We start from the raw sequence: 24,189 nt of genomic DNA, 5'->3' as shown, positions 1-24,189 counted from the left end.
CGGCCTCCCCGGTCACCGGGGGTGCGTGGTCGCGGCGGCCGAGTAGCCGCGCTCGCCCTCGGTGACGTCGAAGGTGAGCTGCCCATTGCGGGCGTCCACGGTGACCTTCTGGCCGGGCGACACCGCCGACTCGAGCAGCATCCGCGACAGGTGGTTGTCCACCTCCCGCTGGATCACCCGGCGCAGCGGGCGGGCGCCGAACTCCGGCTGGTAGCCGTGCTCGGCGAGCCAGTCGACGCCGGCGGTGGTGAAGTCCACGTCGATGTGCTGGGCGTGCAGCCGCCGGCGGGTCTCCTCGAGCATCAGCCCGGTGATCTGGCGCAGCTGCTCGGCCTCGAGCCGGCGGAAGATGATGACCTCGTCGATGCGGTTGAGGAACTCCGGGCGGAAGTTCTCCTGGAGCCGGCGCATCAGGCGTTCGCGCAGCTCGTCGGACTCCCGCGCGCCGCCCGGCTCGCCGGCGCCGAAGCCCACCGCGCGCTGGGTGCCGGTGATCAGCTCCGAGCCGAGGTTGCTCGTCATGATCAGTACGGTGTTCTTGAAGTTCACCGTGCGGCCCTGGCTGTCGGTGAGCCGGCCGTCGTCGAGCACCTGGAGCAGGATGTTGAACACATCCGGGTGCGCCTTCTCGATCTCGTCGAGCAGCACCACCGCGTACGGGCGCCGCCGGACCGCCTCGGTGAGCTGCCCCGCCTCCTCGTACCCGACGTAGCCGGGCGGGGCGCCGACCAGCCGGCTGACGGTGTGCCGTTCCTGGAACTCGCTCATGTCGACGCGCACCATCCGGTCGGCCTCGCCGAACAGCGCCTCGGCCAGGGCCCGGGCCAGCTCGGTCTTGCCGACGCCGGTGGGGCCCAGGAACAGGAAGCTGCCCATCGGCCGCTGCGGGTCGGCCAGGCCGGTACGGGAGCGGCGCACCGCCTCGGCGACCGCGCTGACCGCGTCGTCCTGCCCGATGACCTTCTCGTGCAGGTGCCCCTCCAGCCGTAGCAGCCGGTCCCGCTCCTCCTCGGTGAGCTGCTGGACGGGGATGCCGGTGGCCCGGGACACCACCTCGGCGATCTCCTGCGGCCCGACCTCCGGCACGTTGCCGGTGGACCCGTCGTCGCCGCTGGCGCGCCGGATCTGCGCCTCCAACTCGGCGATCCGGTCGCGCAGGGTGGACGCCTTCTCGTACTGCTCGTCGGCGACGGCCTGCTCCTTGTCCCGGCGTACCTCGTCGAGCTGCTGCTCCAGCTCGCGCACGTCGGCGGCGGGGGTGCGGGTGCGCAGCCGCACCCGGGCGCCGGCCTGGTCGATGAGGTCGATGGCCTTGTCCGGCAGGTAGCGGTCGGTGATGTACCGGTCGGACAGCTCGGCGGCGGCGACGATGGCCTCGTCGGTGAAGCGGACCTGGTGGTGGGCCTCGTAGCGGTCGCGCAGACCGCGCAGGATGGCCACGGTGTCCTCGACGCCCGGCTCGGGCACGAAGACCGGCTGGAAGCGGCGGGCCAGCGCGGCGTCCTTCTCGATGCTCTTGCGGAACTCGTCCAGGGTGGTCGCGCCGATCACCCGCAGTTCGCCACGGGCCAGCGCCGGCTTGAGCATGTTCGACGCGTCCATGCCGCCCTCGCTGCCGGCGCCGCCCGCGCCGACCAGGGTGTGGATCTCGTCGAGGAAGACGATCAGCTCCTCGCGGTGGGAGCGGATCTCGTCGATGACCTTCTTCAGGCGTTCCTCGAAGTCGCCCCGGTAGCGGGTGCCGGCGACCAGGCCGGCCAGGTCGAGCTGGATCACGCGCTTGCCGAGCAGGGTCTGCGGCACGTCGCCGTCGCAGATCCGTTCCGCGAGGCCCTCCACGATCGCGGTCTTGCCGACGCCGGCCTCGCCGATCAGGACCGGGTTGTTCTTGGTCCGGCGGGACAGGATCTCCACCGCCTGCTCGATCTCGTCGGCCCGGCCGATCACCGGGTCGATCTGGTCGTTGCGGGCCAGGTCCGTCAGGTCCTGCCCGTACTGGTCGAGGGTGGGGGTGCCGCGGTCGGGCTTGGGGCCGGCCATCGGCCCCCGCTCGGCGCTGGCCGCCTGCAGCGACTCCGGTTGGATGCGGCCGGCGGCGAGCATCCGGCCGGCCGGCGACTCCGGGTTCAGCGGCAACGCCATCAGGATGTGCTCGGGGCCGATGTAGTTCGCGCCCATGGCCCGGGAGAGCTGGTGGGCGTCGAGCAGCGCCCGCTTCGCCGCGGGGGTGAGCGAGAGGTTCGGCGGCACCTCGCCGCGCGGGGCGCCGTCGCCGCGCCCGCCAAGCGCGTTGAGCAGGGTGTCCGGGTCGGCGCCGGCCCGCCGGACCAGGTCGCGCAGCGGCTCGCGTTGCAGGGCCGCCCAGAGCAGGTGGTCGGTGTCCAGGTCGTTGCTGTGCTTCTGGGCCGCCCGGCGGGCCGCGTCGGCGAGCATCTCCCGGGCGTCGGCGGTCATCAGCCGGGTGATGTCGACCCGGTGCGCGGGCCGGCGCCCGCCCTCGCCCCGACCGAAGTACCGGGCCAGGAACTCGTCCCAGGGGTCGGAGCCGAAGTCGCCGGGTCCCATCATGTCTGTCCTCCGCTGCTCGGCGCGGCACGGTCGCCAGGGGCTACCCGGCGGTCGCCCGGACAAACGCCGCCGCCGCGCCACGCGCGGGGTCCGCGGGGCGGGGTGCCCCGGGTGGGAGGCTGGCGGCATGGACGCGACACCGCTGCTCATCGTGGACGCCGCCAACGTGGTCGGGTCCCGGCCGGACGGGTGGTGGCGGGACCGGGCCGGCGCGACGGCCCGGCTGCGGGACGCCCTCGCGCCGCTGGCGGATTCCGGGGTTCCGCCGGAGCTGCCGCCGCCCGTGGAGGTGGTGCTTGTGGTCGAGGGGGCCGCCCGTGGCGTGGGTCCGGTGCCGGGGATCCGGGTGGTGGCGGCCGAGCGGTCCGGCGACGACGCGATCGTCGACCTGGTCGCCGGTGCCGGGCACCGCCGCCGGCTGGTCGTCACCGCCGACCGTGAGCTGCGGGAACGCGTGACGCGGCGGGGCGCCGAGGTGTACGGCCCGCGGTGGTTGACCGGCCGGGAGGCCCAGCGCCGGGAGTCCCATTAATCGGACTCCCGGCGCTTCCGGGCGGCAACCGGTCAGTAGGGCAGAATACTGACAGGGCGGATGTTCTCTCCCCGCTGCCGATAGGCTCTAATGGAGACCTCCCCCGCCCCCAGGAGGTTCCGCCGTGGCGAGCGTCGCCGAGCTCAAGGCAGCCATCGATGTCGCGCTCCAACAGATCGGCGACGGCCAGAGCGCCGTGCAGGCGGCCGGTGAGAAACTGGCCGAGGCGCAGCAGATCCTCGCCGGCGCTCTGGAGGGCAGCGGGCACGAGACCGTGGAGGCGGCACAGGCCTCGTTGACGCAGGCCAGCCAGGAGCTGGAGGAGTGCCTCGCCGCGACCCTCCTCGCGGTCGAACAGGCTCAGCTGTACGTCGCGACCCTCTGAGCGCCGTCGTGTCCATCGTCGAGGATCTCGGCGCGCAGGTGCGCGCCGCCGCCGATGACCTGCCGCTGGGCCAGCTCGCCGTGGCGCTGGAGCGCTTCGGGCTGGCCGCCGAGCGGCTGCGCTGGGTGCGCCAGGAGTCCGCCGACCCGATGGGGGTCCCGGAGCTGTCCAGCGCCGTCGAGCACGCCGAAACCGCCGGGTACGCGCTGCGCGTGGCCCAGGAGCAGCTGTCGGCGTACCTGGCCGCGATCGGGCTGGCCGCCGACGGGGCGCCCGCCCCGCGTACCGCTCCGGACCAGCGCCGGCCGGCGCACGACGCGCCCCGCACCGCTCCCGCCGTGAGCGGCGCCCCGGAGCCGCCCGCCGACGCCCCCGCGCCCCGCTGGTGGGCGGTGCGGGTCGCCGAGCTGACCGGCGGTGGGACGACGCCGCCGCGCCCGGACGGGGCGGTCGCCGACTCCGGCGAGCTGCTGCGCCGCGTCGTGCGGGAGGTCCGCTCCGGCGATCGGGACCGACTGCGCGCCGAGCTGGGCCGCGCGCACGCCGACGTCGGGCTGGGGCTGGCGGCGGTGGCGCCGCCCCTGCTGCGCGAGCTGGCCGGCGAGCTGCTCGGGCACCCGCCCCGGGCCGAGGATCTGCCCCGGCTGCGCCGCGACCTGGCCGGCCGCGTCCGCGACCTGCTGCCGGGCCTGCCCGCACCGGTGCTGGAGACGCTGCTGTCCCGGGTCTGCCGGATGCCGCCGCCGCGCCGCGGCGACGCCGAGCAGCCGCACGCCGCCGACCCGGCCGTCACCGCCGGCGTACTGGCCGGCGTCCTGCTCGACCGGCTCGGTCGGGAGCTGCCGACCGCCGACGAGCGGGAGCGCCGGGCCGCCGACGGCCGGGCGGCGCAGGCCGAGGCCGAGGAGCGGCGGCGCGCCGCCGCGGAGCGGAACCGGGCCGCCGACGCCGAGTGGGAGCGCCGTACGGCGGCGGCCCGGCGGGAGGCCGACGCCGCCCGGGCCCGGGTGGCCGCCGCTTCGCGCCACTCGGCCGAGGTACGCCGTGGCGCGCGCCCCGGGGACGATCGCCCCGCCGCCTCGGGCGGCCCGACCGAGGCGCGCCGGGACACCCCCGGAGCCACCGCGGCGGGCAGCCCCGCGTGGCGGACGCCGTACCGGCGGGACGCCGATGGCTGACCGGCGGGCACGCCTCGCGGCCCAGGTCCGGCGGACGCTCGGCGAGGCGCTCGGCGCCACCCGGACCCGGGTCGGCGCGGCCCGCACCGAGCTGGCCGCCGAGCGGGACCGGCTGGACCGGGTCCGGCGGGCCGCCGCGGCGGTACCCGACCGGGTCGGTGCGGAACGGGACCGGCGGCTCGCCGAGATCGACAAGCGGCACGCCGCCCGGATCGCCGAGCTGGCCCAGCGGGCCGCCGACGCGGCACGGCGGGAATCGCCCGGTGCCGCGTCGGCGGGGTGGCCGGGGTGGCGTCCCACGCCCGCCGGCCGGGGGGAGCCGCCGGGCGCGCTGCGCGTCGGGACGCTCGCCGTGCCGGGCGCCGACGCGGTGCCCGCGCTGGTGCCGCTGCTCGACGCCGGGCACGTCGAGCTGGTCGGGGCCGACCGGCCGGCGGGCGAGGCGGTGGTGTCGGCGCTGCTGCTGCGCGCGCTGGGCCGCGCCGACCCGGGCGCGGTCCGGTTGACCGGGTACGACCCGGAGCACCTGGGCGGCGGGCTGGCCGGCTTCGCGCCGCTGGGCACCGCCGGGCTGCTCACGTTCGTCGGCCCGGGCGGGCTGGGCCGGCTGCTCGACGACCTGGTGGAGCAGATCCGCCGGATCAACTCCACGGTCCTCGCCGGCGAGCACGCGTCGCTGCGCGAGCTGGCCGCCGCCACCGGGCGCCGGCCGGAACCGTGGCGGGTGGCGGTGCTGCTCGGCGGCGAGGAGCCGTCCCGGCACGAGCGCGGCCAACTCGACCGGGTCGTGCGGACCGGCGCGGCGTGCGGGGTGCACCTGGTGGTACGCGGCCTGGAGCTGCCGGAGCATCCGACGGTCACCCGCCTCCGCGTCGAGCCGGGCCGCGCCCACCTGGTCGGGGCACCGCCGGTCGACCTGGACCCGCCGCCCCCGGCGGCACTCGTCACCGAGACGTGCCGCGAGCTGGCCGCCCGGGTCAACGCCGGCCCGGCGCCGACACCGTTCAACGACCTGCTGCCACCGCCGGACCGGATGTGGCGGGAGGACTCGTCCACCGGGCTGACCGCGCCGATCGGCGAGGGCCCGCACGGGCGGCCGGTGCTGCTCACGCTCGGCGACTACCCGCCGCACGCCCTGATCGGCGGCCCGTCCGGCACCGGCAAGACCAACCTGATCTTCGCCTGGATCGGCGCGCTCGCCGCCCGCTACTCGCCGGCCGAGCTGGAGTTCTACCTGCTGGACTTCAAGGAGGGCGTGTCGTTCGCGCGGTTCGCGCAGGGCCGCCGCGACCCGAGCTGGCTGCCGCACATGCGGCTGGTCGGGATCAACGTCAACACCGATCGCGAGTTCGGGCTCGCGTTGCTGCGCTTCCTCGCCGAGGAGCTGCGCCGGCGCGCCGACGCGGCGAAGAAGCACGAGGTCACCAAGCTCGCCGAGTTGCGTACGGTCGACCCGACCGGGCACTGGCCGCGGATCGTCGCGGTGGTCGACGAGTTCCAGATGCTGCTCGCCGGCCGGGACGCGGTCGCCCGGGAGGCCGCCGACCTGCTCGAGGACCTGGCCCGGCGGGGCCGCTCACAGGGCATCCATCTGGTGCTCGCCTCCCAGGACGTCCGCGGCATCGAGGCGCTGTGGGGGCGGCCCGCCCTGGTCGCCCAGTTCACCCTGCGGATCGCCCTGCCGAAGGCGCTGCGGATCCTCGCCGAGCGCAACGACGCCGCCCAGTCGCTGCCCCGCCACCACGCCGTCGTCAACGCCGAGTCGGGGCTGACCGAGGGGAACGAGATCGCCCGGATCCCGTCGGCCGGCGACTGGGAGACGTGGAGCGAGCTGCAGCACCGGCTGTGGCGGATGCGCCCGCCGGACGCCGCCCCGGCGCGGCTGTTCGACGGCGACGCGATCCCCCGGCTGGCCGACGCACCGGACTTCCGGGCGCTCGCCGCGCCGGAGACGGGGACGTTGCGGGCGCCGGTGGCGCTGCTCGGCGAGATCATCGACGTGCAGGCCCGCTCGGCGGCGCTGCGGCTGCCCCGGGCGCCCGGGCGCAACCTCGCCGTGCTGGGCACCCGGGTGGACGAGGCGTGCGCCGTGCTCGACGCCGCCGCGCGGTCGCTCGCCCGGCAGCATCGCCCGGGCACCGCCCGGTTCTCCATCGCCTGCCTGGACCCGGACGCCGACCCCGCCGCCCGGGCCCTCTACGAGGATCTCGCCGACGACGCCGCCTGGTACGACGAGGAGAGCGTGACCGAACTGATGGCCGAGACCGCCGCCGGGCTGGGCGCCCCCGGCAGCGGGAGCCCGCACTACCTGCTGCTGTTCGCGGTCGACGCGGCGGCCGGTGCCCTCACCACCCGGGTCGGCGGGCGCACCGGGCTGGAGCAGCTGCGCCGCGTCCTGCACGACGGGCCGGAGCGACGCACGCACGTGCTGGCCTGGTGGCGGGGCGTCGCCCGGATGCGCGCCGACCTGGGCGGGCCGGCGGCGCGCACCGACCAGATCGGCGCCTGGGTGGCACTGGACACGCACGGCGGGGAGCTGGGCTCGTCGCTGTACCCGGGCACCGGCGGGCCGGACTGGTACCCCCGCCCGTGGCGGGGCCTCTTCTTCGACCGGGCGGTGCACCGCACCGGGCAGACGATCATCCCCTACGGACCGGAGCGGTGAACGAACCGGTGACGAGCGAGTCGTACGCGGCGCAGGTGCGACGACTGGCCGACCTGACCGAGCGCGTGTCCGCCCAGCGCGCCGAGGCGCACACCTGGTACGACCAGCAGTGCTCGGCCGCGCGCCGGGCGGTGGCCGACGCCGGGGACCAGGTGCGCCGCGCCGAGCGGGAGCTGGCGGCGGCGCGGGAGCTGCAGGAGCGGGTCGACGCGGAGGTCCGGCTGCTGTGGCAGGAGCTGCGGGGCCGGCTCGGGTCGGCGGGACGGCGGGCGGGCGGGCCGCCCGGCCCGGTCGGGGGTGCCACCGGGGACCCGCTGCCGATGCTGGCGGCGGTGCGGGACCTGCTCGCCCGCACCGGCCAGCCCGGGGAACTGCCGGGTTCGGTGAACCCGCTGCTGGTGCTCTGCGGCGTCGTCGGCGCCGCGGTCGCGTACGCCCTGGGCACCGCGGCCCGGACGGCGGGCGACCGGTACGGCGGGGACCTGGCGGTCGGCATGCCGGTGCTGGCCCTGGTGGTGACCCTGCTCGGGCCCCTGGTCGGCCTGGTGCCCGCGAAGCTCGTGGCCGACCGCCGGCACGCGGTCCTCGGTCCCCGCCCCGCCGCGATCGTCGTGGTGGCCGGCCTGGCCACCACCGTCCTACTGCTTACCGTTCCCCGCTGAGCCGGCGGGCACGAGCACCGCCTCGCGCAGCAGGCGGCGGGCCAGCGTGACCCGGTCGGCGTCGTCGTCCAGGCCGGGCAGGTCACCGACCCGGGTGACCTCACCGGACAGCAGGGCCCGCAGCGCCGGCTCACAGGTGCCGGGGAAGGTGACCGTGCGGTCGAAGATCCGCAGCGCCACCTTCTCCCCCGCCGGGCTGAGCTGCCAGCGCAGGCCGGCACGGGGGCCGACCCGGTCGTCCGGGCCGAGCGCCGCGAGTGCGGCGGCCTGGGCCAGGGGCCGGATCGGGGCGGGTCGGGCGGCGGGCCACGCCCGTCCGCGCAGCCGGGCGGCCACCGCCGCCGGCTCGGCGCGCAGCAGCCAGTCCCGCAGCGCCTCGACCGTCTCGGTCAGCTCCGGCTCGATCGCGTCCGGGTCAACCACGTCGACCCCGAACGGCAGGGTGGCCCGCAGCCGCTGGTCCTCGGCGGCGAGGGCGAGCAGTTCCTCGACCAGCGCGTACCGGGTCAGCGCCCGGACACCCACGGTCAGGTGCAACGAGCTGGACTCCTGCGCCTGAGCGCTGTGCAGCCAGCCGCGCGGCAGGTAGAGCGCGTCGCCGGGGGCGAGCACCACGTCCAGCGCCGGTGCGCCCGCCGCGGTGGCGGACACCTCGTCGGCCCGGCCACCCCACGGCTGCTTCTCCAGCGGGTCGGGCAGCACCGGCGGGTGGATCCGCCAGTGCTTGCGGCCGTCGACCTGCAGGACGAACACGTCGTGGGTGTCGTAGTGGGTGGCGAAGCCCTGACTGCCGGCGGGCGTCAGGTAGGCGTTGACCTGCAGCGGCTGCCCCACCGCCGAGCCGAGGTCGCGGGTGAAGTCGACAAGCGCCGGCCAGGTGCGGTGCAGGCCCTGCAGCACCAGGGTGGCGCCACCGGCGTACAGGTCGAGGACCTTCTCGTCGAGGACCTGGTCGCCGATCTCGGCGCCCGCGCCGCCACCGCCGGTGTACCGCGCCGCGGGCACCAGCGCGCCGTCCTTGGCCACCCGCAGGAACGGGGTACGCAGGCCGCGCCGGCTGAGCAGTTCGTCGGCGTCGGCGGGGCTGAGCAGGTCGGTGAAGCCGTTCGGGTTGGGCAGCTCGTCGGCGCGGGACAGCAGCGGCGTGCGTCCCCAGTGGGCGGCGGCGAACTTCGCCGGCTCGACCGAGACGCAGCGGGCCAGGGCGGCGGTGGACGGAACCGCCGGGCGGCCGTGGCCGCCCGGCGGGTCGATGTGCGTCATGGCGTACTGCTCAGGCGCTGCCGTCGGCGCCGCCGTCGTGCTGGCCGGGCGTCGCGCCGCCGTCGGCCGGGCCCTCGGCGCCCGTGTCGGCACCCTGGTCGGCCCCCCGCTCGACGCCGCGGTCGGCGGCACCGTCGGCGCCACCGTCCTGCTGGCCGGGGGTCGCACCGCCGTCGGCCGGGCCCTCGAGGCCGCCACCGCCGGTGGTCGTCATGTCGTCGTCGTTGAGTGCCATGGGTGCTCCCTCGGATGTGCCGCCCCGCCGTACGCCGGGGTCCGTCGTGCAGCGGGTGGTACCCCACGCCCGATCTTCTCTAACACCACACGGTAGACGTCCGAACTGTCCGACACGGGCGGTTCGTCGGTCAGCCCCGCGTTCGGCGCGCCACCGCTCCCGGTGACAGGATGGGCGGAACGCGACCGACGGAGGTGTTGATGACCGACCCGACCGGCGTGCCGGCGCTGGAGCCGCTCGACGAGCAGTGGGAGCGGGCGCTGGCCATCGTGGCCCACCCCGACGACCTGGAGTTCGGCGCCGCCGCGGCGGTGGCGCGCTGGACCGACCAGGGCAAGCGGATCGTCTACTGCCTGGTCACCAGCGGCGAGGCCGGCATCGACGGGATGCCGCCCGAACGGGCCCGGGTGGTTCGCGAGGAGGAGCAACGGCAGTCCGCCGCCCTGGTCGGCGTGGACACCGTCGAGTTCCTCGGCCGGCCCGACGGCATCCTCGAGTACGGGGTGCCACTGCGCCGGGAGCTGACGAAGGTGATCCGCCGGCACCGCCCGGAGATCGTCCTCACCAACAACTTCCGCGACACCTGGGACGGCGCGTACGCGCTGAACCAGGCCGACCACATCGCCACCGGGCGGGCGGTGCTGGACGCGGTCCGGGACGCCGGGAACCGGTGGGTCTTCCCCGAGCAGCTGACCGACGGGGTGCAGCCGTGGAACGGCGTCCGGCAGGTGTGGGCCGCCGCCTCGCCGCTGGCCGCGCACGGCGTCGACGTCACCGACACCTTCGCGCGGGGCGTCGCGTCGCTCGAGGCCCACGCGGCGTACCTGACCGGGCTCGGCGACGGCAGTTTCGACGCCGAGGAGTTCCTGGAAGGGCTGAGCCGCCCCACCGGCACCCGGCTCGGCGTCCGTTACGGGGCCGCGTTCGAGGTGTTCCGCTTCGACCTCTGGTAGGGGCCGCGATGATCCTGCTCGGGACGTCGGGCTGGCAGTACCGGGACTGGCGGGGCCGCCTCTACCCCGCCGGGCTGCCGCAGCGGCTCTGGCTGGAGCACTACGCCGCGCGCTTCGCCACCGTCGAGGTGAACAACGCCTTCTACCGGCTGCCCGAGCGGGACACCTTCGCCGCCTGGCGGGCACGGACGCCGGACGACTTCTGTGTGGCGGTGAAGATGAGCCGCTACCTGACCCACGTCAAGCGGCTGCGCGACCCCGCCGAGCCGGTCGCCCGGTTCCTCGGCCGGGCCGCCGCGCTCGGCGACCGCCTCGGGCCGGTGCTGCTCCAGCTCCCGCCGACCCTGCCCGCCGACCCGGACGCGCTGGACGCCACGCTGCGGCTGTTCCCCGGGGACGTGCGGGTCGCCGTCGAGCCACGGCACCCGTCCTGGTGGACCGCCGCCACGCGTACGGTGCTGGAACGGCGGCGGGCGGCGCTGGTGTGGGCCGACCGGCTCAGCCGGCCGGTGACCCCGCTGTGGCGCACCACCGACTTCGGTTACCTGCGGCTGCACGAGGGGCGGGCCCGGCCGTGGCCCCGGTACGGGCGCGCTGCCCTCGCGGCGTGGGTGCGCCGGCTGGCCGACGCCTTCGGCGACCGGCAGCCGGCGTACGTCTTCTTCAACAACGACCCCGGCGGAGCGGCCGTGGTCGACGCGGTCACGTTCGCCCGCCTGGCGGCCCGGGCCGGCCACCGGGTGACCCGCGCTCCGACGGCGGCGGAGGCTACCGGCGCCTGAACCCGCGAGGCGGCCCGCCCCACCGGGTGGAGCGAGCCGTCGTCGCGGTGGCGGTCACGGGATCATCCGGGCCATGTCCTTGGGCATGGTGCCCTTGACGTCCTGCCACTCGCCCTGGGTGACGTGCCGGCGCAGGGTGTCCAGCACCACCTGCACGACCCGCTCCGGGCCGCCCTCGACGTCGTACGGGAAGCGCTGCCGCACCTCGAGGAGGAAGTCGTCCCGGTTCAGCTTGACCGGCACGTCCATCGGCTTCCAGCCGTCGAAGTAGATGCCCCGCACCACCACCGGCAACTGCGCGGCGAACTGCACGCTCTCCTGCACCGGCATCCGGTCGCGCAGCAGGTGCAGCACAGTACGCAGCGCGCAGTACGACTGGTTGCGCTGCGCCTTCGGCCAGCCGTAGGCCTGCTCGATGTCCCGCAGCATCTCGTTGGTCTTCTGCATCGAGGACTCGATCGCGGATTGCAGCTGCTCAGCCATCTCTCCACCCCCGTGTGTCGGTATCCCACCGTCGGTCGTCGTCCCGCCGTGGCGGCCCCGCCGGGCCCCGCCACTGCCGCACCGGGCTGGACCGGCCGGACCGCGGCGGACGCCGGGTGTCGCCGGTCGCACCGACGACGTGCAGTACGGCCCCACGTCGCCGGTCCGGTACCACCCGTGTGGTCATGAAGCCACCTCCGTGTCGGATCCGCGGTCGCCCAGGCCGACGACCACGAGGCGTCTCCCATGCTCGCTCCGGGCGGGGTGAGGCGGGCTCACCCGGTAGGGATGAATCAGGCGTCGAGGAGCCGGGCGAGGGTGGCGGCGTTGGTCTGCGCGTAGTCCCGGTAGCAGTTGTTCATCAGCACGTGGGTCTGCCCGGTCTCGCCGGCCAACTCGCGCAGCTTCGGGGCCCAGTCCTTGAGCTCCCGGTCGGAGTAGCGGTAGCCGAACTTCTCGTGGATGTCGGTGCTGGTCCACTTGTCGCTGTGTCCGTGGAAGCGCACCACCGCGAGATCCGCCGTGGCGGCCAGCACCGGGGGCACCGACGAGCGGTGTCCCTGTGGCATGTCCACGCAGACGAACGGGAGCCGGTGCTGGCGCAGGAACGCGAGCGTCTCGTCGGCGTTGGCACCGTCGAACCAGGAGGCGTGCCGGAACTCGAACACCGGCCGCAGCGGCGCGCAGCGCGACGCCACCTCCCGCAGGTACTGCTTGTTGTCCCGCTTGATGGTGAACCACGGCGGGAACTGGAACAGCAGGGCGCCGAGCTTGCCCGCCTCGACCAGCGGGTCCAGCGCGCTGAGAAACCGGGTCCAGACCTCCTCGTACGCCTGCGGGGTGAGGGCGTCCGGGTAGACGTTGCGCTTGTCGGTCTGTGGCCGCAGGTCCTTGTAGAGCGAGCTCACCTTCGTCGGGTGGCCGGTGAGCAGGCTGAACGCCTTGATGTTGAAGGTGAAGCCGGCCGGGGTGCGCTCGGCCCAGAGCCGGGCGGTGCGCTCGGCCGGCGGCGAGTAGTACGTGGCGTCCACCTCGACGAGGGGGAACTGCCGCGCGTAGTACGCCAGGCGTTTCTCCGGCGTGTCCGCGGTCTGCGGGTACCACCCCGAGTCGAGCAGCGTACGGTCGGTCCAGGACGCGGTGCCCACCTTGATGTCACCCATGGGTGGAGTCCACCGCGCTCCGGACCGACCGGCAACCGCTCGTGGTCAGGCCGCCCGGCGTTCCCGGGTCTGCTTGCAGGTCACGCAGGTCGTCGCCGAGGGGAAGATCTCCAGCCGCTCCACCGGGATGGGCGCCGAGCACCCCTCGCAGAACCCGTAGGTGCCCTCGTCCAGCCGGGTCAGCGCGTGCTCGTACTGGGCCCGGCGGTCGAGGATCGTCCGCAGCAGGGACTGCGCGGTGTCCCGCTCCGCGGTCTTGGTGCCGCTGTCGGCCTGGTCGTCGCCGGCGGTGTCCCCCACCTCCACCAGACGCAACACCTGGCTCTGCAGCACGGCCTGCTCGTACTCCGCGGAGAGCTCGTCGTAGCGGGCCTGCAGGGACTGGCGGATCTGGTCGACCTCCGCCTGAGATCGGGCCGTGCCGACCGGGTCGTGGACGAGCATCGCTGCCTGCCTTTCTGAGGGCCTCACGGTCCACCGGGGCCGTGGCCCCGGCGCTTGTCGTCGCTGCGCGGGCGATCACCCGTGCTCTGTGAGCCGGGCGAATACCCCGCCCTCCCGCGGATCAAACCGGCGATTTCCGCCCGCCGTCAGGCGGCCTCGACAAGCGCGGGGTGGCGCGGGTCGTCCGCCCGCACCACCACGTCGGCAAAGGACGCCGGATCGACCTCGGCCGCGTAGCGCGCGAACGCCGGCAGCGTCCAGCGCTCGTCGGCGCCGGTCCGGCGGCGCAGCGCGGCCGGGGTGAGCATCAGGTGGACGGTGAGGTCGAACGGCAGCGCGCCGCCGAGCAGCAGCGCCCCGCTGACCAGCAGCACCCCGCGGTCCGGCAGCCGCACGTACGCGGCGCGGCTGGCCCGGTCGGCGGCGGCGTCCCAGAGCGACGGGAGGATCTGCCCCGTGCCGCCCGGCCCGGCGGGGTCGAGCACCTCCCGGCGCAGTCCGGCCTCGTCCACCCAGCCCTCGTAGTAGGCGTCCGGGTTGGTGCGGCCGTGTTCGAGCCGGACCGAGGCCGGGCGGAGGAAGTCCGCCGCGCGGACGTGCAGCGCCGGTCGCCCCCGGGCACGCAGGGGATCGACCAGCGCGCCGGCCAGGGCGTCGGGGCCGGCTGCGGGTGGGCCGTCCACGGCCACCCGCAGCCGGTTCCCGGCCGCCGTGCCGGCGAGCCGGTCGGCCAGCTCGGCGACGAGCAGTTCGGGCGAGATCGGACGGACGCGCACGCCGACCATGGTGCCCGGTCCGGCCGGGCGGCCGCCGGCTGACCCGCGCGGCCGGTCAGCCGCTGCGGTCGATGGTGACCCGGGCGTCGTCGGCCAGCCGGTAGCCGACCCCGTAGACGGTGGTGACCAGTGGGACGTCCACACCGACCTTGCCGCGCAGCCGGCGGACGTGCACGTCCACCGTGCGCACGCCGGCGTGCTCGTAGCCCCACACCGCGTTGAGCAGTTGCAGCCGCGTGAAGACCCGCCGGGGGTGGGCCACCAGGTGCAGCAGGAGGTCGAACTCCAGGCGGGTCAGCGGCAGCGGCTCGCCGTCGCGCAGCACGGACCGGGAGGAGGCGAGGATGTGCAGGGTGGGGAGGGTCGGGGCGATCGGCCGGGCCGGCGCACGGCCGGCCGGGACCGGCTCCGCGCGCCGCTCCACCGCGCCGTTGCCGCTTGTGGTGATGGTGCCCTCACCGCGCTCCAGCAGCTCGCGGGCGGCCTCCAGCAGGCGGCGCGCCGGCGGCGTGAGCGCCTCCTCGTTGGCAAGCGGAATCGAGAGGGTCACCGTCAACACGGTAGCGGCGGTGTTCGCGGGACGGCGCTGGCCGCCCGGGGGTCGACCGGGAACAGCGGGCTGGGACGTATGCCATCCGGCGCGCGACGAAGCGGGGCTGACCGACATGGTCCTCCTTGGCTGGTCCGGGTATCTCCCCACGGCCCGGGACGCCGCTTCATCGATGCTTCCCGGCGCCCGTGCGAGGGTCAAGGGGCGACTGCGTTGCATGAATGTGACAATTGACGAACACATCGGAGCCAAATGCTCGCTCTGCGTACGAGGCCTGATGATTACAGCAGAGCCGCCGAGATGACCCGATACGGGGGGTGCCCGCCCGGTTCACATTCGCCCGGGTCGCGTACGGAGCGTGGTTGACGAGCGTGATTCACGTGGAGGTCAGGCGGCTGGATACGCTCCCATGTGGACACTGAACGTATCGGGCGCGTGACAACGACAACCCCCGCGACGCGCCGCTTCACGCCCGCCGCGATCGGGAAGGTTTCCGTACAAAACATCTGCCGCAAGGGTCGCCCGGCCGCCCGTCGTCCGATCGGGGCGGGCGATGCCGGGCGGTCGGCCGGCACGAGCCGGCTGCGCCCGGTATACAGGGTCGGTGGAGGATCCGCTGCCCGAGCAGATGCGCGCCGCCGCCACGGGGCTGCTCGCCGCGCTCGACGAGCCCGGCCATGCCCGGGCGGCGCACCGGTTCGACGACCTCGAGGCGCGGCACTGGCTCGAGTACCGTCCGCGGCCCCGACCCGGCGTCTGTCTCGCCGACCTGGACCGCGCGGCCCGCAAGGCCGCGCACCGGCTCCTGGCGAGCGCGCTGAGCCCGCCGGCGTACGCGCAGGCGATGGCGATCATCGCGCTCGAGGAGGTGCTCGACCGGGCCGAGGGATGGCGCCGGGGCCGGCACAGCGCGGACTACTGGGTGGCGGTGTTCGGCGACCCGGCCCGCGACGACGCGTGGGCGTGGCGGGTCGAGGGGCACCACCTGTCGGTGAGCATGACGGTGGTCGCCGACCAGGTCTCCCCCGCTCCGGTCTTCTTCGGCGCGAACCCCGCCGCCGTCCGGTGGGCCGGCCACCCGGTCTCCCGTCCGCTCGGGCCCGAGGAGGACCTCGGCCGGGCCCTGCTCGATGCGATCGGCCCCGCCGGCCGGGCGGCGGCGATCGTGGCCGACGAGGCGCCCGCCGACATCGTCAGCGCGACCCGACCCCGCGTCGACGCGCCGGTGGAACCGCTCGGCGTGCCGGCCGACCGGCTCGGACCCACCGGCCGGTCCCTGCTGGACCAGCTGGTCGCCCTCTACCTGGACCGGCTCCCACCGGAGCTGGCGATCCGGGAGGCCCGCCGGCTCGCCGGGTCGCCGCTGCACTTCGCGTGGGCCGGTCCGACCCGCCCGGGGCAGCGCCACTACTACCGGGTGCAGGGCGACGACCTGCTGATCGAGTACGACAACACCACCGACGACGCCAACCACGCGCACACGGTGCTCCGCCGGCCAGCCAGCGACTTCGGCGCGGACGTCCTGGCGGCCCACCACCGGGACGCCCACTGAGGGGGCTCACGCCGGCTTCGTCGCCTCGATGAGGAAGCGGCGGGCGTGGGCGACGAACGGGCCCTCGGCCTCGATCCGCCGGTGCAGTCGCGCCAGCGCGGGCCGGTGCCCGTCGACGGTGAAGCCCGGCACGGTCCAGACCACCTTGCGCAGGAACCAGACCACCGCGCCGATGTCGTGGAAGACGGTCCGCAGGGTCGCCTTTCGCAGCTGCACGACCCGCAGGCCGGCGGCCGTGGCCCCGGCCACCGCCTGCCCAGGGTGGCGCGTGGCCGGCGGCGGCAGCGGGCCGAGGATCGCCTCGCTCAGCTCGCGTACGGTGCCGGGGCCGATCTGCTGGGACAGGAACGTCCCGCCCGGGCGCAGCACCCGGGCGGTCTCCGCCCAGTCGGTCCGGACCGGATGCCGGCTGACCACCAGGTCGAACGCGGCGTCGCGGAACGGCAGGCCGGCGTCCGGCGTCACCGCCACCACCGTGGCGCCGACCCGGCGCAGATTGCGGGCGGCGACCGGCACGTTCGGCGGCCAGCCCTCGGTGGCGACGAGCAGACGGGGGCCGGTGGGCACCTCGGCGAGGACCTCGCCCCCGCCGGTGTCGACGTCCAGCGCCGCCGCGACGCGCGCCATCCGGTCCGCGACGAGGCGGGCGTAGCCCCAGGGTGGGCGCTCCTCGGTGGCCCGGCCGCTGAGCCAGTCGAAACCCCAGCCGTCCACCGGCGCCGCCGCGCCCTCCGCGATCAGCTCGTCGAATCGCCGGTCCGTCCCCACGTGGTCAGGGTGTCCGACGGCCCCGGCGTGGAGCAACGGAGTTCCGTGGCCCGGACCCGTCACGGGCGCGGGCGGGCGATCTCCACCGTGGAGCCGGCCACGCCGCCGAGGGCGTCGAGACTCGTGGGCTCGGCGCGGGCCGCGGGGTCGAACTGACGCATCAGCCGGGCGCCCAGGGCCACGCCGTACCCACCGACGCCGAGCGCCACCACTTCGATCAGGAGCAGCACCACCGTGGCGCCCTGCTGCGGCGCGTCGGCGCGGATCAGGCAGCCGACCAGGAACAGACCGGCCATCCCCGCGTTGACGAGGTTGAACGTGACCGCCGTCTGACGTGTCCCGCCCGCCGGTACGTCCCAGAGGTCGACCATTCCGGCGACGGCGGCGAGCGCGGCGGCGACAAGCGCCGCCACGGCGGTCCAGTACCCCACCTCCCCGAGGAACGCGGGCCCTCCAACCACGTCGGTCAGGTCGAACACCGTCGCGCTCACGAAGAGCCCGAACGGGAACGTCACAAGCATCGGTTGGATGGGATGCCCCTGCACCCGCAGCCGGCTCTGCATCGCTTCTCCCCCAGGTCGCGTCCGGTCACCAGTCCTGGGTGCTACCCGGGTGCATCCGGGGCGAAACGGCGCAGGTCAGCTGTCGCGGGGTCGGGCCACCGTGCTGACCAGCCGCTCGGCCACCTCACGCAGCGGGATGGCGAGCGAGGTCGCGGCGCTGCGCAGCACCTCCAGCGCCTCCTCGGGGCGGCAGCCGCGCTGGGTCATGATGACGCCCACCGCCTGCCCGACGACGCCGTCGAGCAGCGCCGCGTCGACCTGGCCGGCCTCCGCGGCCGACCGGGCCCGGTCCCGTACGGCGGCGAGCAGCAGCCCGGCGTGCTCGGCGACCAGCATCGCGGTGAGCTGGTGCCCGGGGGTGAGGACGTCACCGGCGCCGGCGTAGAGGTTGAGCGCCCCGATCACCTGCTCGTCGATGTCGACCGGCGCGGAGATCACGCCACGGACGCCGAGTTCGCGGGCCCGCGGCGTCCACTCCGGCCAGCGCGCCTCGCGGTCCAGCTGCTCGGCGACCACCATCTCCCGCCGCCGGATCGCCTCCATGGCCGGCGAGTCCGGGCCGTGCCGCAGGTCGTCGAGGCCGGCGAACCGGTCGTCGGAGGCCGCCACGCCGGCCGGCTCCCCCGCCCGCAGCGAGGTGAACCCGCACCAGCGCACGCCGGCCACCGCGTCGCGGGCGATCCGGACGAGCGCGGCCAGCGCCTCGTCGAAGTCCGTCACGCCGATCAGCCCGGCGGTCAGCTCCCGCAGCAACGCGGCGGTCTCCAGGACGCCAAGCGTCTCCGCGACCGGCTCCCGCATCTCCAGGTTCACCGGTGTTCCGCCTTCACCGTGCGCCCCACCGGGCCCGTCCCCTGTTCCATGTTCCTGATCTCTCCCGACTCTCCGGACCCGGGCTACTACCCCGTGAAGAGGGGTCGAAACGGCACAAAAAGGGGCCCCTTCCGGTGCCGAAGGCTACCGGAAGGGGCGCACGGCGGTGTCAGCGGGAGCCGGAGCTGAGCCGGCGGCCCACCGAGGCGATGAGCCGGTCGAGCTCCGACCCGAACGGGTTGTCGTGGACCAGGTACGTCCAGGTGGCGCTCGGCCGGATCAGCTTGGCCTCGTCCGGCTCCCAGGTCTCGTCGAACTCGGTCTCGGTGAAGGTCTCGATGGTGCGCCGCTCGATCTCCGGCACCAGGTCGTTGAACGCGGGCACCGCGGCCCGGTGGAACTCGTCGAGCGGGTCCAGCCGGCCCAGCGCCCGCAGGTGCACGCCCTCGCGCACCTCGGACAGCTCGGCGAGGTGCTCGGCCCACAGCCGGTCGAGGTGGAACAGCGCGATCGACCGGGCGACCCGGGCCAGCAGGTCCTCGTCCATCTCGCCCGCCTTGTCGGGCACCTTGTCCAGCAGCATCAGGGCGGCCACGTCGCTGGTCAGCAGCCGCTCCCGGCGCTCCGCGAGCGCCTTGCGCTGCTGCTCGATCACCACGCTGTAGCGCCAGGTGTTGCGGTGGATCTCGTGATTGACGCCCTCGGCGACCCGCTGGGCGTGCTCCACGGCGTAGTCCACCTGCGGGTCGGTGACGAGGCCGTCGGCGTTCATCCGGGGCGACGCCGGCACGGTGTCCCCGGCGTGCCGGACGACCAGGTCGTCCTCCAGGCTGACGAAGAAGACCGAGCCACCCGGGTCGCCCTGCCGGCCGGCCCGCCCGCGCAGCTGGTCGTCGACGCGGCGACTGTCGTGCCGGCCGCTGCCGATCAGGTACAGGCCGCCCAGCTCGGCCACCCGGTCACGGTCGGCCTGGTCGCTGCCGCCGAGGCGGATGTCGACACCCCGGCCGGCCATCTGGGTGGAGACGGTCACCGCGCCGTACGCGCCGGCCTCGGCGATGATCGCCGCCTCCTCGTCGTCGTTCTTCGCGTTGAGCACGACGCTCGGCACCCCGGCGGCGTTGAGCGCCGCGGCCAGCCCCTCGGACTCCTTGACGTCCAGGGTGCCGACCAGCACCGGCCGGCCGCGCTCGTGGTTGCGCTTGATCTCGTCGACAAGCGCCTCCTCCTTCTCCGCCCGGGTGGCGTAGATGCGGTCCGGCTCGTCCTCGCGGATGCACGGCGTGTTCGGCGGGATCACCGCCACCTCGAGACCGAAGAACTCGCGCAGCTGGTCGCCGACCAGCACCGCGGTGGCCGTCATGCCGCAGACGGTCGGGTAGAGACCGATGTACGCCTGGACGGCGATCGTGCCGAGCACCTCGCCCTCGGCGGTCGCGTCCAGGCCCTCCTTGGCCTCGACCGCCGCTTGGAGGCCGTCCGGCCAGCGGCGGCGCTGCGCCACCCGGCCGCGCATCTCGTCGATCAGCTCGACCGTGCCGTCCCGGACGATGTAGTCCACGTCGCGGTGCAGCAGGGCGTGCGCGTGCAGCGCCACGTTCACCGCGGAGAGCTGGGCGACGTTCTCCTCGTCGTACAGGTCGATGCCGAGCTTGGCCTCGACGGCGGCGAGGCCGGCGGCGGTGAACGCGACGCTGCGGCCGTCCTCGGCGACCGTGTAGTGCTTGCCCTTGCGCAGGCCGCGGACCAGCGCGGCGGCGGTGTGCACCGGGTCCTGCTCGCCGGGGACCGCGCCGGCCAGGACCATCGGCACCCGGGCCTCGTCGATGAGGATCGAGTCGGCCTCGTCGACGATCGCGGTGCGCAGCGCCGGCTGCACCCGGTCGGCGACGTCGGTGACGAGCTGGTCGCGCAGGTAGTCGAAGCCGGCCTCGCTGACCGACACGTAGGTGACGTCACAGGCGTACGCGTCGCGCCGCTCCTGCGGGGTGGACGCCTCGTTGACCCAGCCCACGGACAGGCCGAGCAGCTTGTAGACGGGCTCCATCCACCGGGCGTCCCGGCGGGCCAGGTAGTCGTTGACGGTGAGCACGTGCACCGGACCGTTACCGACCCGGACGTGCCCGTACGCGGCGATCGTCGCGGTCAGGGTCTTGCCCTCGCCGGTGGCCATCTCGGCGACCTTGCCGGACAGCAGGGCCATCGCGCCGAGCAGCTGCACGTCGTACGGCCGCTGGTCGAGGCCACGGCGGGCGGCCTCGCGCCCGATCGCGCAGATCTCCTCGTAGCCCTCGGCCCGGCCGGCGGCCTCGGTCAGCTCGGCGTCGTCGAGCGCCCGCAGCTCCTCCTCGCGCGCCTCGACGGCGGGCAGCAGCTTCTCCAACGGCGCGAGGTCCACCGTCGTGCCCGGGCGCTGAAGAAACCGCCGGAACCTGGTCTTCAACCGTTGCGACACACCCATGAGCCGCAACGGTACGCGACCGGACCGATCTTGAACGTCCCACCCGCCCGCGCGCGCCACCTCCCGGCGGGCCGCCGCGGACGGGTCAGCAGGTCAGGACGACCTGGAGTTCCTGGCGGCGGCGGGTGGCCAGGTCGGTCAGCAGGTCCGGGGCGTCGTCCAGCGGGACCAGTGCGGTGATCAGGTGCTTGCGGATCAGCTCGCCGTACGCGTGGAGCAGGTCGATCGTCTCGGCGCTCAGCCGCTCCCGGTCCCAGGTCGGGGCGAGCCCGCGGGGCACCCGGCCGATCTGCGCGCAGCGCACCGACAGCCCGTTGTGGTGGAACTCCTCGCCGAACCGGACGGCGTCCGCGCCGGCCTGGTAAAAGGCGAGGTCGATCACCGTGCCCTGGGGCCGCAGCAGGCGCAGCGCCAGGTGCATCGCCCAGGCCTGCCCCCGGCACTGGAACACCACGTCGGCGCCCCGGTCCCCCGGCGCGTGCGCCCACCGGGTCTTGAGCACCACCGCCGGGTCGTCAGCCTCCGGGTCGAGGGTCTGCAGGCCCAGCGCCTCGGCGACCGCCCGGCGCTGCGGCGTGGGGTCGAGCACCACCACCGACGCGGCGCCGTGCCGCTGGGCGAACAGCGCCGTCAGCAGCGCCACCACACCGCTGCCGACGACCGCCACCCGGCGGCCGCGCACCCCGTCACCGAGCGACCGGACGTCCGCGCCGTACAGGTCCGCGGCGGCGTGCAGGACGCCGTTGGCGCAGATCGGGCCCATGTGCGCCGCGTACACGCCGAGCACCGGGTCCAGGTCGTCGGGCAGCGGCACGAACCGCTCCGTCAGCGGGTCGGCGAGGTAGCCGGTGCGGTGGCCGTACGTCATGGCGCCGACCGTGCCCACGGCGACGGCCGGGGTGGCGCTCTCCACCACCCGGCCGACCTGCATGTAGCCGAGCCGGGTGACCGGGTACGGGGTGCTCGCCGCCCCCGGCTGGAACAGGCCGAGATCCGCGTTCCAGGCGACGTTGAGGTACGGGTTGGTGCCCTTGACGAAGCTCAGTTCGGTGCCGGCCGAGACGCCGCTGTAGAGCGTCTCGACCCGGAACGTGCCCTCGGTCAGCGGTGCGGCGTCCTGCTCGATCAGCTCCACCCGGCCGGGCCCGGTGACCGCCACGATCCGGTCACGCATCGACGGTCACCCCCACGGTCGACGGGGCGCCGCGGTCGGCCGGGCGCACGCTCCGGCCGGTGCGGGCGGAGTCGGCGAGCGCGAGGGCCAGCCGGTGGGTGCCGAGTGCCTCGGCGTACGGGACCCGCACGTCGTCGCCGATCCCGCGGACCGCGTCGACGAACGCCCGGTCCACCGCGACCCGGGCGGCGTCCGGGTCGGCCGGGTAGGACCGCTCGCCGTCCGCGTCGCAGACCGTCATCCCCTCCTCGGTCAACGACAGCGCCATCCCGTCGGCCAGGATCTCCAGCCCGGCCCGGTGCTTCCAGCCGAGGACGCAGGCGGCGCTGAGCGTCCCGACGGCACCGCCGGCGAACCGCAGCGCCGCGGTGGTCACCGAGTCGATGTCGGCGCCGTCGACCGGCGGTGGGCTCCCGTCGCCGTACGCGGTCACCTCGGTGGCCTCGCCGACCAGGACGCGGATCAGGTCCAGCACGTGGGCGGCCTGCTCGACGACCGGCCCGCCGGAGCGGTCCCGCCGCGACCACCACGCCACCGGCGGCACCTTGTCCAGCCAGCTTCCGGCGACCATCCGCACCGGGCGGCCGTCGAGCAGGTCGCGGGCCTGCTCGACGATCGGCAGGTACCGCCAGTGGTGTCCGACGGCGGTCAGCAGCCCCCGCTCGGCGACGAGCGCGGCGATCCGTTCCGCCGTGGCGAGGTCCACCGCCACCGGCTTCTCCACGAACAGCGGCAGCCCCGCCGCGACCACCGCCTCCTCGGCGGGTCCGTGGGCGAACGGCGGGACGCACACGTACACCGCGTCCGGTCCCGCCGCCAGCACCTCCTCGACCCCCGGACAGGCCACCGTCCGGTACGTGTCGGCCAGCGCCCGCGCCGCCTCCGGCACCACGTCGGTCACCCCGACAAGTTCGACGTCGTCGAAGCCGCTCAGCACCCGGGCGTGGCGCTGCGCCACCCCGCCGGCTCCGATCAGCCCCACCCGGCACCTGCGCATCCCGACCGCCTTCCCGCAGTGCTTTCGCCTCCGGCGTGAGCACTCCCCCCGGGTGGGCGCAATCAAACGTTCACCGGCGGGGAACGCCCCGGTGTCACCTTCGTGATCAAAGTGTCAGGGATGATCCGGTTAGCGCGAGCTGGGTAGTGGGAAAACCGGGTCTGGGTTTTTCCGCCACGATCAGGGGGTGCCTGTGCGGAATACGGAATCGACGGTCTCGCCGGTGGTGGAGGCGTGGGCCACCTACCGGACGACGTCGGCGGCCGACTGGCCGGTACGGCGCCTGCTGCGCGCCAAGGGGGGAAGCCGGGTCAGCGTCGTGCTGCCCGCCCACAACGAGGAGGCCACCGTCGGCGCGATCGTGTCGACGATCCGCGAGCACCTCATGGACCGGGTACCGCTGGTGGACGAGCTGATCGTGGTGGACTCCCGGTCCACCGACCGGACCGCCCAGGTCGCCCGCGCGGCCGGCGCCGAGGTCGTCAGCCAGGACGTCATGACCCGCGGCCTGCCGCAACTGACCGGCAAGGGCGACGCGCTCTGGGCCGGACTGGCCGCGGCCGACGGGGACGTGGTCGCGTTCGTCGACGCCGACCTGCGGGAGTTCCGCCCGCACTTCGTGACCGGGCTGATCGGCCCGCTGCTCACCGACCCGTCGGTCGACTTCGTCAAGGGCTTCTACCACCGCCCGCTGGTCGGCGCGACAAGCGTCGAGGCGGACGGGGGCGGCCGGGTGACCGAGCTGATGGCCCGCCCGCTGCTGAACCTGTTCTGGCCGGAGCTGGCCGGCTTCGTCCAGCCCCTGGCCGGCGAGTACGCGGGCCGCCGCGAGGTGCTGGAGCAGGTGCCCTTCGTCTCCGGCTACGGGGTCGAGACCGCCCTGCTCATCGACCTGCTCGACCTGGTCGGCCTGGACGCGCTGGCCCAGGTGGACCTCGGCGAGCGCAAGCACCGGCACCAGGACACCGCGGCGCTGGGCCGGATGTCGGCGCAGATCATGCTCACCGCGTGGTCCCGCCTGCAGCGCCGCGGCTGGGCGGCCCCGGGTGAGTTCCCCGTCCCCCTGCTCACCCAGTTCCGCCGCGGCGGCTCGGACACGCTGCCCAACCTGGAACGCGAGATCGTCGTCACCGACATCGCCATCCAGGAGCGTCCGCCCCTGGCCGAGCTGCGGCACCGGGTGCCCCGCCGCCGGGTGGCCGCGGCGTGAGCGGCGGAAGGG

21 protein-coding genes and 2 pseudogenes are annotated in these 24,189 nt (G+C 75.0%); 9 read left to right on the top strand and 14 right to left on the bottom strand.

Features of this window, described 5'->3' with window-relative positions:
- Positions 1-12: 12 nt before the first annotated feature.
- Positions 13-2,568, bottom strand: a complete 2,556-nt coding sequence (locus tag ABTW87_RS19425; protein WP_350652219.1) for an ATP-dependent Clp protease ATP-binding subunit — start codon at positions 2,566-2,568, stop codon at positions 13-15.
- A gap of 127 nt (positions 2,569-2,695) precedes the next feature.
- On the opposite strand from ABTW87_RS19425, the gene ABTW87_RS19420 reads away from it, so the two are divergent.
- The 5 genes and pseudogenes from ABTW87_RS19420 to ABTW87_RS19400 all read left to right on the top strand — a co-directional run bounded on the left by ABTW87_RS19420 (position 2,696) and on the right by ABTW87_RS19400 (position 7,990).
- Entirely contained in the window at positions 2,696-3,100 is a 405-nt protein-coding gene (locus ABTW87_RS19420; protein ID WP_350652218.1) for a hypothetical protein, read from the top strand.
- Between the two features lie 124 nt (positions 3,101-3,224).
- A complete protein-coding gene (locus tag ABTW87_RS19415) occupies positions 3,225-3,485 on the top strand; it encodes a hypothetical protein (protein WP_350652217.1) in 261 nt (86 codons plus the stop codon).
- Between the two features lie 8 nt (positions 3,486-3,493).
- A pseudogene (locus ABTW87_RS19410) lies at positions 3,494-4,603 on the top strand (hypothetical protein); the annotation flags it as partial.
- 52 nt (positions 4,604-4,655) lie between these two features.
- Entirely contained in the window at positions 4,656-7,328 is a 2,673-nt protein-coding gene (locus tag ABTW87_RS19405; protein ID WP_350652215.1) for an FtsK/SpoIIIE domain-containing protein, read from the top strand.
- Entirely contained in the window at positions 7,325-7,990 is a 666-nt protein-coding gene (locus tag ABTW87_RS19400) for a hypothetical protein (RefSeq protein ID WP_350652214.1), read from the top strand. The genes ABTW87_RS19405 and ABTW87_RS19400 overlap by 4 nt, the downstream gene beginning before the upstream one ends.
- Here the strand turns inward: ABTW87_RS19400 and ABTW87_RS19395 are convergent.
- Both ABTW87_RS19395 and ABTW87_RS19390 read right to left on the bottom strand, forming a co-directional pair.
- Entirely contained in the window at positions 7,967-9,253 is a 1,287-nt protein-coding gene (locus ABTW87_RS19395) for a cupin domain-containing protein (RefSeq protein ID WP_350652213.1), read from the bottom strand. The two genes, ABTW87_RS19400 and ABTW87_RS19395, sit on opposite strands and share 24 nt — an antisense overlap.
- A 13-nt stretch (positions 9,254-9,266) precedes the next feature.
- A pseudogene (locus ABTW87_RS19390) lies at positions 9,267-9,488 on the bottom strand (hypothetical protein); the annotation flags it as partial.
- A 200-nt stretch (positions 9,489-9,688) separates the two neighbouring features.
- Between ABTW87_RS19390 and ABTW87_RS19385 the strand changes: the two are divergent.
- Together ABTW87_RS19385 and ABTW87_RS19380 are read left to right on the top strand one after the other, a co-directional pair.
- The gene (locus ABTW87_RS19385; RefSeq protein ID WP_350652212.1) at positions 9,689-10,441 is read left to right on the top strand and encodes a PIG-L deacetylase family protein; all 753 of its coding nucleotides are present in this window, start codon (positions 9,689-9,691) and stop codon (positions 10,439-10,441) included.
- Between the two features lie 8 nt (positions 10,442-10,449).
- Positions 10,450-11,223: a DUF72 domain-containing protein gene (locus ABTW87_RS19380; RefSeq protein ID WP_350652211.1), complete on the top strand. Its 774-nt coding sequence runs from the start codon at positions 10,450-10,452 to the stop codon at positions 11,221-11,223.
- 54 nt (positions 11,224-11,277) lie between these two features.
- Here the strand turns inward: ABTW87_RS19380 and ABTW87_RS19375 are convergent, their stop codons facing one another.
- The 5 genes from ABTW87_RS19375 to ABTW87_RS19355 form a co-directional block, all read right to left on the bottom strand.
- Positions 11,278-11,706 (bottom strand): DUF2267 domain-containing protein, encoded by a 429-nt coding sequence (locus ABTW87_RS19375; protein ID WP_350652210.1) that lies wholly within the window; start codon positions 11,704-11,706, stop codon positions 11,278-11,280.
- Between the two features lie 293 nt (positions 11,707-11,999).
- Complete coding sequence (locus ABTW87_RS19370; protein ID WP_350652209.1) at positions 12,000-12,869, bottom strand: DUF72 domain-containing protein; 870 nt, start codon at positions 12,867-12,869, stop codon at positions 12,000-12,002.
- A 45-nt stretch (positions 12,870-12,914) separates the two neighbouring features.
- Positions 12,915-13,313: a TraR/DksA family transcriptional regulator gene (locus tag ABTW87_RS19365; protein WP_350652208.1), complete on the bottom strand. Its 399-nt coding sequence runs from the start codon at positions 13,311-13,313 to the stop codon at positions 12,915-12,917.
- A gap of 146 nt (positions 13,314-13,459) precedes the next feature.
- Positions 13,460-14,089 (bottom strand): nucleoside/nucleotide kinase family protein, encoded by a 630-nt coding sequence (locus tag ABTW87_RS19360; RefSeq protein ID WP_350652207.1) that lies wholly within the window; start codon positions 14,087-14,089, stop codon positions 13,460-13,462.
- 55 nt (positions 14,090-14,144) lie between these two features.
- Positions 14,145-14,756: a winged helix-turn-helix domain-containing protein gene (locus tag ABTW87_RS19355; RefSeq protein WP_350652206.1), complete on the bottom strand. Its 612-nt coding sequence runs from the start codon at positions 14,754-14,756 to the stop codon at positions 14,145-14,147.
- A gap of 487 nt (positions 14,757-15,243) precedes the next feature.
- On the opposite strand from ABTW87_RS19355, the gene ABTW87_RS19350 reads away from it, so the two are divergent.
- On the top strand, positions 15,244-16,191 hold the full coding sequence (locus tag ABTW87_RS19350; RefSeq protein WP_350652205.1) for a DUF3500 domain-containing protein: 948 nt from the start codon (positions 15,244-15,246) through the stop codon (positions 16,189-16,191).
- Positions 16,192-16,197: 6 nt separating this feature from the next.
- Here ABTW87_RS19350 and ABTW87_RS19345 read toward each other — a convergent pair whose 3' ends face one another.
- From ABTW87_RS19345 to ABTW87_RS19320, 6 genes are all read right to left on the bottom strand, one after another.
- On the bottom strand, positions 16,198-16,959 hold the full coding sequence (locus ABTW87_RS19345) for a methyltransferase domain-containing protein (RefSeq protein WP_350652204.1): 762 nt from the start codon (positions 16,957-16,959) through the stop codon (positions 16,198-16,200).
- Positions 16,960-17,018: 59 nt separating this feature from the next.
- Positions 17,019-17,522, bottom strand: a complete 504-nt coding sequence (locus ABTW87_RS19340) for a DUF2231 domain-containing protein (protein WP_350652203.1) — start codon at positions 17,520-17,522, stop codon at positions 17,019-17,021.
- Between the two features lie 75 nt (positions 17,523-17,597).
- Entirely contained in the window at positions 17,598-18,335 is a 738-nt protein-coding gene (locus ABTW87_RS19335) for a GAF and ANTAR domain-containing protein (RefSeq protein WP_350652202.1), read from the bottom strand.
- 169 nt (positions 18,336-18,504) lie between these two features.
- Positions 18,505-20,796, bottom strand: coding sequence for an accessory Sec system translocase SecA2 (gene secA2, locus ABTW87_RS19330; protein ID WP_350652201.1), 2,292 nt, complete (start codon positions 20,794-20,796; stop codon positions 18,505-18,507).
- A gap of 85 nt (positions 20,797-20,881) precedes the next feature.
- A complete protein-coding gene (locus tag ABTW87_RS19325) occupies positions 20,882-21,970 on the bottom strand; it encodes a zinc-dependent alcohol dehydrogenase (protein ID WP_350652200.1) in 1,089 nt (362 codons plus the stop codon).
- Positions 21,963-22,967 (bottom strand): Gfo/Idh/MocA family protein, encoded by a 1,005-nt coding sequence (locus tag ABTW87_RS19320; RefSeq protein WP_350652199.1) that lies wholly within the window; start codon positions 22,965-22,967, stop codon positions 21,963-21,965. Before ABTW87_RS19320 ends, ABTW87_RS19325 begins: the two co-directional genes overlap by 8 nt.
- A gap of 226 nt (positions 22,968-23,193) precedes the next feature.
- Here ABTW87_RS19320 and ABTW87_RS19315 point away from each other — a divergent pair, with 226 nt between their 5' ends.
- A complete protein-coding gene (locus tag ABTW87_RS19315) occupies positions 23,194-24,177 on the top strand; it encodes a glucosyl-3-phosphoglycerate synthase (RefSeq protein WP_350652263.1) in 984 nt (327 codons plus the stop codon).
- Positions 24,178-24,189: the final 12 nt, after the last annotated feature.

The organism is Micromonospora sp. NPDC126480, assembly GCF_040302465.1.
GTDB lineage: Bacteria > Actinomycetota > Actinomycetes > Mycobacteriales > Micromonosporaceae > Micromonospora.
The sequence above is the reverse complement of the archived record's forward strand: the minus strand, read 5'-3'. Positions and strand labels throughout refer to the sequence as shown.